Annotated in this window: 10 protein-coding genes and 1 pseudogene; 6 read left to right on the forward strand and 5 right to left on the reverse strand. The window is 73.3% G+C overall.

The window, feature by feature from the left end; translation table 11 throughout:
• From V9U70_RS23870 to V9U70_RS23880, 3 genes and pseudogenes are all read right to left on the reverse strand, one after another.
• Positions 1-1,421, reverse strand: a 1,421-nt coding sequence (locus V9U70_RS23870) for a DEAD/DEAH box helicase (protein WP_336678403.1), incomplete at its 3' end; no start/stop codon positions are given.
• A 245-nt stretch (positions 1,422-1,666) separates the two neighbouring features.
• Positions 1,667-1,870 (reverse strand): cold-shock protein, encoded by a 204-nt coding sequence (locus V9U70_RS23875; RefSeq protein WP_015609674.1) that lies wholly within the window; start codon positions 1,868-1,870, stop codon positions 1,667-1,669.
• Positions 1,871-2,174: 304 nt separating this feature from the next.
• Positions 2,175-2,568, reverse strand: a pseudogene (locus tag V9U70_RS23880) (MerR family transcriptional regulator).
• 367 nt (positions 2,569-2,935) lie between these two features.
• Between V9U70_RS23880 and V9U70_RS23885 the strand changes: the two are divergent.
• From V9U70_RS23885 to V9U70_RS23900, 4 genes are all read left to right on the forward strand, one after another.
• Positions 2,936-3,523 carry a hypothetical protein gene (locus V9U70_RS23885; protein ID WP_336678405.1) on the forward strand — a complete coding sequence of 196 codons (588 nt, stop codon included), beginning with the start codon at positions 2,936-2,938 and terminating at the stop codon, positions 3,521-3,523.
• Positions 3,524-3,533: 10 nt separating this feature from the next.
• Positions 3,534-4,121 (forward strand): toxin, encoded by a 588-nt coding sequence (locus V9U70_RS23890; RefSeq protein ID WP_336678406.1) that lies wholly within the window; start codon positions 3,534-3,536, stop codon positions 4,119-4,121.
• An 80-nt stretch (positions 4,122-4,201) separates the two neighbouring features.
• Positions 4,202-5,476, forward strand: a complete 1,275-nt coding sequence (locus V9U70_RS23895) for an MAB_1171c family putative transporter (protein WP_336678408.1) — start codon at positions 4,202-4,204, stop codon at positions 5,474-5,476.
• 90 nt (positions 5,477-5,566) lie between these two features.
• Positions 5,567-5,815 (forward strand): hypothetical protein, encoded by a 249-nt coding sequence (locus V9U70_RS23900; protein WP_336678411.1) that lies wholly within the window; start codon positions 5,567-5,569, stop codon positions 5,813-5,815.
• A gap of 131 nt (positions 5,816-5,946) precedes the next feature.
• Here V9U70_RS23900 and V9U70_RS23905 read toward each other — a convergent pair whose 3' ends face one another.
• Together V9U70_RS23905 and V9U70_RS23910 are read right to left on the reverse strand one after the other, a co-directional pair.
• Positions 5,947-7,701 carry a SpoIIE family protein phosphatase gene (locus V9U70_RS23905; protein WP_336678413.1) on the reverse strand — a complete coding sequence of 585 codons (1,755 nt, stop codon included), beginning with the start codon at positions 7,699-7,701 and terminating at the stop codon, positions 5,947-5,949.
• Positions 7,702-7,788: 87 nt separating this feature from the next.
• A complete protein-coding gene (locus V9U70_RS23910; RefSeq protein ID WP_336678415.1) occupies positions 7,789-8,523 on the reverse strand; it encodes an alpha/beta fold hydrolase in 735 nt (244 codons plus the stop codon).
• Positions 8,524-8,964: 441 nt separating this feature from the next.
• Between V9U70_RS23910 and V9U70_RS23915 the strand changes: the two genes are divergently transcribed.
• Both V9U70_RS23915 and V9U70_RS23920 read left to right on the forward strand, forming a co-directional pair.
• Complete coding sequence (locus V9U70_RS23915) at positions 8,965-9,474, forward strand: hypothetical protein (protein ID WP_336678417.1); 510 nt, start codon at positions 8,965-8,967, stop codon at positions 9,472-9,474.
• Positions 9,475-9,582: 108 nt separating this feature from the next.
• Positions 9,583-11,052 carry a flotillin family protein gene (locus tag V9U70_RS23920; protein WP_336678419.1) on the forward strand — a complete coding sequence of 490 codons (1,470 nt, stop codon included), beginning with the start codon at positions 9,583-9,585 and terminating at the stop codon, positions 11,050-11,052.
• Positions 11,053-11,093: the final 41 nt, after the last annotated feature.

An 11,093-nucleotide genomic window follows, 5' to 3' on the forward strand; every position in this document is an offset into this window, starting at 1 on the left:
GCGGTGATCGTCACGGGGACGCCGGAGGGGGTCTGCGCGCCGGTGATGCGGCTCAGCTCGGCCTCGCCGGAGCGGACCTGGGCGACCTGCGGGGTGATCCCGGCGTCCGCCATCAGCCGGGTCATCTCGCGGCGCTGGTTGGGCAGCACCAGCGTGACGACGCTGCCGGACTCCCCGGCACGGGCGGTACGCCCGCCGCGGTGCAGGTAGTCCTTGTGGTCGCTCGGCGGGTCCACGTTGACCACGAGGTCCAGGTTGTCGACGTGAATGCCGCGCGCCGCGACGTTCGTGGCGACCAGCACCGTGACGTGCCCCGTCTTGAAGCGCTCCAGGGTGCGGGTGCGCTGCGGCTGCGACTTCCCGCCGTGCAGAGCGGCCGCCCGCACCCCGCTGTGCAGCAGGTGGTCGGTGAGCTTGTCCACCGCGTGCTTGGTGTCCAGGAACATGATCACCCGGCCCTCGCGCGCCGCGATCTCCGTCGTGGTGGCGTACTTGTCGGCGCCCTGCACGTACAGGATGTGGTGCTCCATCGTGGTGACCGCGCCGGCGGACGGATCGACGGAGTGCACGACCGGGTCGTTCAGGTAACGCCGCACCAGCAGGTCGACGTTGCGGTCCAGCGTCGCCGAGAAGAGCATCCGCTGCCCGTCGGCGTTCACCTGGTCCAGCAGCTCGGTGACCTGCGGCATGAAGCCCATGTCGGCCATCTGGTCGGCCTCGTCCAGCACGGTGACGGTGACCCGGTCCAGCTTGCAGTCACCGCGCTCGATGAGGTCCTTGAGACGGCCCGGGGTGGCGACGACGACCTCGGCGCCACCGCGCAGCGCACTGGCCTGACGGCCGATGGACATGCCGCCCACCACAGTGGCGATACGCAGCTTCAGCGACCGGGCATACGGAGTGAGCGCGTCGGTGACCTGCTGAGCCAGCTCACGGGTGGGGACGAGGACCAGGGCCAGCGGGCGCTTGGCGTCGGCGCGGCGGCCGGAGGTGCGGGCCAGCAGCGCGAGTCCGAAGGCCAGGGTCTTGCCCGAGCCGGTGCGGCCCCGGCCCAGGACATCCCGGCCGGCCAGCGAGTTGGGGAGGGTGGCCGCCTGGATCGGGAAGGGCACGGTCATGCCCTCGGAGGCGAGCGCCGCCTTCAGCGGCGCCGGCATCTCCAGCTCGCCGAACGTCTCGGAGGCGGGCAGCGCCGGGGTGACGGTGACCGGCAGGGCGAACTCGCCCTTCACACCGGAGGCGGAACGGCGGCCGTAGCCACCGGAGCCGCCGGAGCGCTTGGGTCCGCCGCCGAAACCGGCGGCACGGCGGTCGCCGCCGGAGTGACGGGGCGCGCCGCCGCTGCGGCCGCCGGAGGGGCCGCCGCCGGAGCGGGTGCGGGAGAATCGGTCGTTCGAGCGGGGTGTGCGTTCGCGGTTCATGCAGAACCTTTCCTCGATGGGGCACGTATCGAGGGATTCTTTTTCGGGAAGCGGCCGTGAACGGCACCCAGAATCGCAAGAACGAGCCGATGAAATGATAAAAGAAAGCGAAACCCGGCCGCCGGGAATCAGTACACCGGACGCGGCTTCGGCAGGGGGCGCGCAGCGCGGCCCCCGGAAACAACAACGAGCTGGGGCCCGCACCCCAAGGTGCGGGCCCCAGCTGCGCAGTACAACCTGAGTGATCAGGCGGGGGTGATGTTCTCGGCCTGCGGGCCCTTCTGGCCCTGCGTGACGTCGAAGTTCACCTTCTGGCCCTCCTGCAGCTCACGGAAGCCGCTGGCGGCGATGTTGGAGTAGTGGGCGAAGACGTCGGCGCCGCCGCCGTCCTGCTCGATGAAGCCGAAGCCCTTTTCCGCGTTGAACCACTTCACGGTGCCAGTAGCCATGTCATATCTCCTTAGGGGCAGAGCCCGCGGGCCCACACTGTGCGGACCCCACGTCGCCGCGATGATTACCCCATCCGGAAGTACACCGGAAATACAAAAGTGCGCCCGCCGACATCTGACCGGCAAGAGCACTTGAAGTCTTTGGGAACCACAACTGCAACTGAGATCAACAGTAGCACGGTGCCGCCCGGATTGCTCGTGCTGCATATCACCGGCCCGGTCGGAACATAAAAGCCTCATCGCGCATTGCGGGAAATACTGTGCTGGCGAAAGCAGATATTCACGAAGCCCCGCCGAGGCCCCTTCACCGCGGACGGCGAGCCCGCCAGGGCGCGACGGGGCCGCCGGCCCGCGTGGCCCCGTCGCGCAGCTCCTCGTTGGGGCCAAGGCCTCCTGGGAGCCGGCCCTCCAGGACGACGGTGCGGCAGGCGGCCTTGACGGGCGTGCCGGTACCGACGGGTTCGCGGGCGCGGGCGGCGGTGCGCCACCGAGCGCGGGAGCACCGGCGGCGGCCGCCCTGGCGACCGCAGCGCGGTGGCCGGCCGGGCCTCACCGGCGGCCCGGGGAAAGGCCCGGCGTCGCGCCGATCGGCTCAGCGGCCCGCCCCCTCGCGCAGGCGCAAGGCAGTCATCGCCACCGAGACGGCCGGTGGCGCGCGAGGAGGCCTCCGCGGCACCCGCACCTCGCCCGTCACGCAGCGCCACAGGAGCCCGGCGCCGTACGCCTGCGGGGCGCCCCTCTGGCGCGTACCGCTGTGCGACGCCCCTGCGCCAGAGGCTCTTCGCCGAGAAGGCCGTGTCCATCGCGGTCGGACCAGGTTTCGCCCACCGGGACAGGGCCCCCGGGCGCGACACGAAGAGCACTGACCGACTGGTCAGTTGTCGTCCGGAGGACCGCGGGGCCATAATGCACGCGTAGCCCTTCACGCATCCCCCGTCGTGAAGGGCTACACCCCTGTCCGGAGCCCCCCGGGGGGCCCTTCGGGCACACGCCCGGACACGGGCAAGGGACTCCCCTCGTGGTCCCCTGCCCATGTTTTTTCGAGTTAACAGTGACGTAAAGTGTTTGCGCAAGCTCAGTTCCGACTCCGAGGTGATCGTGGAGGTCCGGGTGGCCATGGACGACGGCGGCGAACGCGGTCCACAACCGACTGAGCAGACCGGGCGCCACGCCCCGGCCGAGCTGCCGCGTCTGGACTCGCTGCGGCAGAAGGTCGAGTACATGGTCGAGAAGACCTTCCCCGGCCAGAAGGTCTCGGGCCGCGTCTTCTCCGAGCTGGTCCGGGACCGCGGCGGCTCGCTGTCGCACAGCTACTTCTCCAACATCCTCGCCGGCAAGGTCACCCAGCCGTCGGAGGACATCCTCAAGGCCCTCGGGCTGGGCTTCGGCGTGGACTGGCGCTTCTTCAAGGAGGAGTCCGAGGTCGTCGACGACGTCGTCGCCGGGCTCCAGTTCCTGGCCAAGCGGCGCACCGGGGAGATCAGCGGGGTCGCGGGCCGGGGGCTGGACGAGGACGGCCTGCCGCCGGAGCTGCTGCGGTTCGCCCTGTCCCTGCTGGAGGACGCCGCCCGGGAGAAGGCGGACCCCGGCGGGGAAGGCTCCGGCGGGAAGGGCACTGCGGCGGCCCGCCGCCCCGCGGGCCCGGCAGCGTAGCGTCTTGGTCATGTCCCTGCGGAAGCTGCGGAAAGAGTGCGAGGCCGGGCTCGCCGATCTGCCCCTCCCGGCCCCCTTCTCCGTGACCGGTCTGGTCGCGAACATGGAGGAGGCGCGCGGGCGGACCATCCGGCTGCACGAGATGCCGGACCGCCTCGCCCGCGTCAACGCCGCGTGCGGGCTGCGCCTCAAGGCCGCCGGCACCAGCCTCATCCTCTACCGCCGCAGACCGACGGCGTACCAGACCCAACACGTGATCCTGCACGAGCTGTGCCACGAGTGGTTCGACCACGGCACCACCCTCGACGCGGAGCAGCTGCGCACGCTCCTGCCGGTCTTCGACACCTCGCTGATCGCCCGGATGGTCTCCCCCGCGGCGGCCGAGGCCTTCGCCTCCGGCGGCGGGACGGTCCAGGCCCGCGCGCAGTACGCCACCCACGACGAACGCATGGCCGAATTCGGTGCCTCGTTGATCCCCCGGATGGCCCGGGGCCTCACCACCGATGACATGGTGGGCCGACTGGACGACTCCCTGTCCCGCCCGGTGGCCCACCGGCGGCGCGCGCTGTTCCCGCGCAAGCGGTCCGACGACGCCTGACACGTGCCACCACGCCCGGACGCGGGCCCCCTCCCCCGCGTGCCCGCCCCCCGACCCCCACCCCGAGGACGAACACCGCCGTGACCCCCCTCGATCTCGCCGGCTATCTGACAGCCGTCCTGATGACGGTCGTCGCCCTGTGGCGCATGCCCGCCGCACTGTGGGGCGATGAGGAGGACCGCAGACGCAGGGCCCTGTGGGGCTGCTACGCCGGATTCGCCGTCGCCCTGTGGACCAAGACCGAGGTGGTGCGCATCGGCCTCAACAACAGCGCCGTCACCGACCTCGCCGTCCTCATCAAGCACTACACCGCCACCGTGGCGATTCTGGCCATCCTCAGCTACATCGTGGCCATCTACGGCAGCTACCCGGAAGAGGGGGCCGTCCCGCGCCACGTGCGGTTCGCCCGGTTCGTCCAGCACGTGGCGGCCAAGGCGTCCGTCGCCACGCTGATCCTGCTGACCGTCCTCTTCTTCACCGTGGTCGACCGCTCCCAGCCGTCGGACCGCTTCGTCTCCGACCACGCGGGCGAGTGGGGCGCCACCCTCTACATGAGCGTGTTCTACCTCTACCTCGGCGCCGCGTCCGCCGTGTGCGCCTTCCAGTGGGCCCTGGCCACCGCCGACGCGCGCCGGCGCCATCTGCGCATCGGCCTCGGCATGATGACGTTCGCGATGTTCATCGGCGTCGGCTACACCGTCAGCCGCACGCTGTTCCTCTGGATCAGCGTGGCCGAGCGCCCCGGCGAGACGTTCGCGCTGCGGTTCGACCAGGTCACGGAGGCGGCGCAGCTGGTGCTGTTCGCGTTCTTCGCCCTCGGCGCGTCCGTCCCCGCGTTCGCCGCCGGTGCGCGGCGGGCCCGGCTGTGGCGGGCCCAGGTGCGCCTGCACGGCCTCTGGTACGAGCTGATGGCGGCCTTCCCCGACCAGCCCTTCGATCCGCCCGCCTCCCTGGGTCGGGAGCTGACCCGCTTCAACGTTCCGGCCGATCTGCGGGTCGACCGCTGGGCCGCCGACATCGCGGACGCGGTGGAGAAGCTGCGCCACTACGCGCCCGAGGGGCTGCTCGCCGCCGCCCGGCGGGCCGCCGGGCGCGACACCGCGGAGCCGGTCCGGGCCGAGGCCCTCACCGACGCCTACTGGACGCGCGCGGCCCTGCTCGCGATGGCCTCCGGCGCGCCCGCCCGGGGGGCCGCGCCGGTCGCCGCGCAGCAGGCCGCCGACCAGGACGGCGAGGTGGCCCGGCTGGTGCGGGTCGCTTCCGCGTACCGGACCGTGCGCGAGGAACGCGCCCGCGCGGTCCTCGCCGACGCGGCCACGACGGACGGCGAGCCGTCCGTTTGCGGGGGCGTCTGATCCCCGGTTACGTGGGGTACGCGTACGCGGGGCGGGCGCTCCACCGAACGCCGCCCGCCCCGCACCGAATCGCGTCTGGAGGCACCGTCGATGGCGAAGAACCGGTCCACGCCCGCCAAGGGGCTGCGCGGCAGCAAGGCGGGGCTCGTGCTGAGCCTGGGCAGCAGCGCGCTCGCGGTCGTCAGGGCGACCAAGCAGGTCCGCCGGGCCAAGGGCACGCACGACAAACTGAGCACCGCCGACGCGGTGGCCGGAATGCTGCCGCTGATCACCTCGGCCGCGCTCGTCCTGCGGCAGCTGCGCGGCCGGCGGCAGGAGGGCTCCGGCGCTTCGGCGTGACCACCGGCGCCGGCCGCCTGCCGTGATGCCCGCCGTGATGCCCGCACCGGCCCGGCGGCCGTGCGGCAGGGGCGGCCCCGCCCCGCACTGCCGGTCGCACGGTCCGGGGCCGCCGCCGGCACGGCCGGCCGTCACCCCAGCGGCGGCCGGAGCACCGGCGGGCCCTCGCGGATACGGGACGCCAGGACGGCGATGTCGTCCTCTGCCTCCTCGCCGAACCGGTCGAGCACCTCGTCCAGCAGGTCATCCAGCCGTCCGCTCAGCGGCAGGGTGAGGGAGGACAGCCGCCGCACGGACACGTCGATGTCCTCGCCCCGGCGCTCCACCAGGCCGTCGGTGTACATGAACAGCACCGTTCCCGGGCCGCAGGGCACGGACGCGGTGGCGTAACCGCCGAACCCCGCTCCCAGCGGCGGGCCCACCGGGACGGTGACGATGCGGGCCCCGGCGGCCCCCGGGTCGATGAACACCGGGGGCAGATGCCCCGCGCTGGCCACCTCGCAGGCCCCGGCGAAGCGGTCGACGACGGCGAGCAGGCAGGTGGCGGCCCGGTCCACCCCCGAGCGTTCCACCATGGAGTCGAGCCGTTCCAGGATCTGGTGCGGCGGCAGGTCCTCGCTCGCCAGGACGCGCAGCATCGAGCGGTAGTGGCTCATGGCGACGGCCGCTTCCACCCCGTGGCCCATCACGTCGCCCATCGCCTTGAGGTGGCGGCCGTCCCTGAGCGGCACGACGTCGAACCAGTCGCCGCCCACCAGGACGTCCCGGTCGGCCGGGAGGTAGCGGGTGGCCACCTCGACGTGCGGATGGGGCCCGTAGGGTTCGGAGAGCAGGGAGCGCTGCAACTCCCGGGCGATGCTGTGTTCGTGGTCGTAGCGGCGGGCGTGGTCGAGGCCGACGGCGGCACGGACGGCGATCTCCCGGGCGACGGCCGGGTCCTGGTCGGTGAAGGCCGGGGAGCCCTCGGCGCGGACGAGGCTGAGCGCACCGATCGGGTTGCCCCGGGCGGTGAGCGGTACGACGAGCGCCTCCCGCAGCCCGAGGGCCCTGGAGGCCGTGATCCGCTCAGCGGTGAGGGCGCTCCGGCCGGGGGCGGCCCAGTCGTCGAGGACCGGCTGGTTGTCCGCCAGGCAGCGGGCGACGGCGGAGTCCGCCGCGAAGTCGACGTATTCCCCGGGGTGGCCGAACCGCTGCACCTGCTCGTCGAGAACGCCGACGCCCCGCAGCGCGGCGCGCCTCAGCCGCAGGACGCCGGGGTCGGGGCGGCGCACGGCGTGCCCCACGTCCGGCGGGAAGACGTCCACCGCCGCGACGTCGGCGAAGGCGGGCACCACGAACGCCGCCAGTTCCCGGCAGGTGGTGTCCAGGTCGAGCGTCGTGCCGATCCGGGCGGCGGCCGTGCTGAGCAGGGTCACATGGCCGCGGGCCTGTTCCAGTTCCGCGCGCTGGCGGGCGATGTCGGTGATCTCGACGATGATCGCCATCAGTCCGCAGGCCGCCCCGCCCGCCTCAAGCCTGTGGTACGTGGCGCGCCAGAACCGCTCGTCGTCGGGCGAGAGGGCCCAGGTCTGCCCGCCGACCGTCTCCTCACGGGGCTTCCCGTCGGCCAGCACGGCCCGCAGGACGGCGGCCTGGCCGCTCAGGTCGGGCAGCACCTCGGCGAAGACGCGGCCGATGTGGGAGGAGGCGGGGAGGCCGTTGAGCCGTTCGAGGGCGGGGTTGACGTAGGTGTAGCGCAGGTGGTGGTCGAGGACGGCGACCCCGGCCGGGTTGCCGTCGAACAGGGCCGCGATGGTCCCGGGGTCGAAGGACGTGGGCATACCGTCGTCGCACGCTTCGGCCTGCACGAGCCAGCCTCCCACCGTCGTCGGCTCCGGAGTCCCCATGCTCGGCCGTCCCCCGCGGTCCCGCATCCGCAGCGCCTCCGGTCGGCGCCGGCGCCCCCGCCCTCGCCCCGGCGCTCGCCCCGGCGCTCAGCGGCGGCCCGCCGGGGCCGGGCCGCCGTGGGGGCGGGCGCCGAGCCGGTCGAGGTCGAGGGTGCCCAGGGTGGCCTCTGCGGTGGGCGGCAGCCGGAGGGCCTCGTCGACCGGTCCCGGCAGGCTGCGGGTTCCGAGCAGCCCGGCGACCAGGCCGGCGGTGAGCCGGTGCCAGGCCGGGGCGCGGCGGATCATGGCGTGGTCGCCGCCCCGGACGGTGACCATGCAGGTGCGGGCTCCGGCGCGGCGGGCCCGCGCGGTGAGGGACTGGGTGGCCTGGGGGCTGGTCGTCCGGTCCCGGTTGCCGTGCAGGAGGACCACGTCACGTCCCGCGAGCTGGGTCACCGGGTCTCCCGGCGGGCACCAGGGGGCGAGCCCGACGACGCCCCGGACGAGCGGGTGGCCGGCGGCGCGGAGGGCGGCGCGCGCCCCCATGGAGTGGCCCAGGAGCACCACCGGCACGTCGCCCGCTTCCTCGCGCAGGGCGTCCAGGGCCGTGACGGCGTCGTGGAGCGGGTCGGCGCGGCCGCCGTTCCAGCCCCGGTGGGCGTAGCGCACCCGCCGGACGAGCACGTCGCCGTCGGGCGCGCCGGCAGCCCGCCGGACGGCACGGACGAAGGGCAGCATCCGTACGCCGGGCAGGTTCAGCGGGCCGGGCGGCGGGGGCACGGCGCCGGTCTCCCGGCCGCCGTGCAGGACGAGGACCGCTGCCGAGGGCAGTCGCTGGGCCACGCGCGTACCTCCAGGTCGGGTGCGGGGCGCTGCGCCCCTCACCCGTATTCGGTGCGGAGCGCCTTCCGGATGGGCGCAGGGCATGACGGGGCGGAAAGTGCCGTTCACTGTACGGTCACGGGTTCGCCCGGGGGAGGACCGCCGCGTCGTACGGTGCCGGGCGCGCGGGCCCCGGGGTGCGCGCGCCGGGGCGGCGCGCGGGGCCCGGGCGGCGCGCGGCCCCTGCCCCGCGGGCCCGGTGGCGTGGTGCGGTGGGCGCGGGCGGCGCTGCGGGGAGCGGCCCTCCTGTCGCTCACCGGGCGTCCGGGCCGGCTGTCCGGCATGGAAACGGCCTGAGGACTGCCGGAATCCGGCAGTGACCGGGCCGTGTCAAGCATGGGACGATCCAGCCAGTTCGACGGAAGCACCTCGGGGGAAGCCGGAAGACCAGGGAGTGATCACGTGACCTTCTTTCTCGGTCTCGGCATCGCGGGGATCGTCCTGCTCGCCTTCTCCCTGATCTTCGGCGGTCTGCTCGAAGGATTCCTCGACGGTGTGCTGGACGGCGTCTTCGACGGCCTTCTCTCGCTTCCGGTGATCGCCGGATTCCTGTCGATGCTCGGATTCTGCGGAGCCATTGTGCTCGGCACGACGGGCCTCGGCACGTTCGCGGCCACGGTCGCCGGCGTCGCCGCCGGCCTCGTCGCGGGCTGGCTCACCTGGAGACTCAGCAAGGCGCTGATGCGGGACCAGACCGCCGCGACCCCGCGCGGCTCCGACCTCGTCGGCACCTCCGGGTCCGTCGTGACCGCGATCCCCGTCGACGGGTACGGCGAGGTGATGCTGCGGCTGGGCGGTCAGCCCGTCAAGTACGCGGCCAAGTCCGTCACGCCCGTCGCGCGCGGCACCGAGGTCTGGGTGGAAGAGGCGCTGTCGACCACCTCGGTCGCCGTCCGCCCGGTCGAGCGCTGACCCCGCCCGCCCGGCTGCCCGCCCGTACCCACCACCCCGTCAACCCGTAGCACCACCCGCTCCGCAACAATCTGCCATCCCCCACGGGAGGCAGGGGGGACACCCTTCATGAGTCCAGTCGTCATCGCCGTCATCGGCATCGTCGTGCTCCTCGTCCTGCTCGCCCTCGTCGTCGTCACGCGCTACAAGGTCGCCGGACCCAGCGAGGCCTTCATCATCACCGGCCGCCGCGGCAAGAAGTCGACGGACCCGGTCACCGGACACATCAGCATGGACAACAGCGGCCAGAAGGTCGTCGTCGGCGGCGGCGTCTTCGTCGTGCCGTTCGTCCAGCAGAAGTTCACCCTGGACCTCTCCAGCCGGCACATCCCGATCTCCGTGCGCGGCGCGGTGACCCTGCGCGGGGTCAAGTCCAACCTGGAGGGCGTCGCGATCGTCAAGGTCGGGGGCAGCGAGGACGCCATCCGCGCGGCCGCCCAGCGCTTCCTCCAGCAGCAGGACGGCATCGTCGGCTTCACCCAGGAAGTGCTCTCCGGAGCGCTGCGCGCCATCGTCGGCCGGATGTCGGTCGAGGACATCATCCGGGACCGTGCGGCGTTCGCCGGGCAGGTCGCGGAGGAGGCGGAGACCAGCCTCTCCGGCCAGGGCCTGATCCTGGACGCCTTCCAGATCCAGGACATCACCACCGAGGGCTCCTACCTGGAGGACCTCGGCCGTCCGGAGGCCGCCCGGGCCAAGCAGGAGGCCGACATCGCCGAGGCCATCGCGAAGCGGGCCTCGGAGCAGGCCCGGCTGAAGGCGGCCGAGGAGATCGCCATCGCCGAGCGGACCTACTACCTGAAGCAGGCCGAGATCAAGGCCGAGACGGAGGCCGCCGCCGCCAAGGCCAACGCCGCCGGTCCGCTCGCAGAGGCCGCACGTCAGCAGGAGGTCCTCCAGGAGCAGGAGAAGGTCGCCGAGCGCCAGGCCGCGCTGACCGACCGCGAGCTGGACACGAAGGTCCGCAAGCCCGCCGACGCCGCCCGCTACCAGGCCGAGCAGGAGGCGGAGGCCCGCCGCATCGCCCAGGTCAAGGAGGCCGAGGCCGACGCGGAGCGCTCCCGCCTGACCGGTCAGGGTGAGAAGCTGCACCGCTCCGCGCTCGCCGAAGCGGTCCGCATCGAGGGCGAGGCGGACGCCGCGGCCATCGCCGCCAAGGGGGCCGCAGAGGCCGAGGCCATGCAGAAGAAGGCCGACGCGTTCGCGCGGTACGGTGACGCGGCCGTCCTCCAGATGCTGGTCGAGGTGCTCCCGAGCGTCGTCGCGAAGGCCTCCGAGCCGCTGAGCGCCATCGACAAGATGACGGTCATCTCCACGGACGGCGCGAGCCATCTGGCCCGCACGGTCACGGACAACGTCTCCCAGGGCATGGAGCTCCTCAGCTCCACCACAGGCGTCGACCTCGCCGCCCTGCTCCAGAACCTCCAGGGCCGTACGGCGAAGGCGTCCTCGCCGTCCGCCGCACCGGCCGACGAGAGCGCCCGGACGGCGGAGCCCTCCCCCACCACGAAGAACGACAGGATCGAGATCACGGACTGACGTCCGCCCGCTCCCCCTCTGCTCGCCGGCGCCCGGCGGTG

The sequence above is a fragment of the Streptomyces pratensis genome (assembly GCF_037137275.1).
Classification (GTDB): domain Bacteria; phylum Actinomycetota; class Actinomycetes; order Streptomycetales; family Streptomycetaceae; genus Streptomyces; species Streptomyces pratensis_B.

What these genes read in the sequence shown, in the direction of transcription:
- V9U70_RS23920 (WP_336678419.1), top strand. Translation starts at nt 9,583, where the DNA reads ATGAGTCCAGTCGTCATCGCCGTCATCGGCATCGTCGTGCTCCTCGTC.
- V9U70_RS23905 (WP_336678413.1), bottom strand. Translation starts at nt 7,701, where the DNA reads ATGGGGACTCCGGAGCCGACGACGGTGGGAGGCTGGCTCGTGCAGGCC.
- V9U70_RS23900 (WP_336678411.1), top strand. Translation starts at nt 5,567, where the DNA reads ATGGCGAAGAACCGGTCCACGCCCGCCAAGGGGCTGCGCGGCAGCAAG.
- V9U70_RS23875 (WP_015609674.1), bottom strand. Translation starts at nt 1,870, where the DNA reads ATGGCTACTGGCACCGTGAAGTGGTTCAACGCGGAAAAGGGCTTCGGC.
- V9U70_RS23890 (WP_336678406.1), top strand. Translation starts at nt 3,534, where the DNA reads ATGTCCCTGCGGAAGCTGCGGAAAGAGTGCGAGGCCGGGCTCGCCGAT.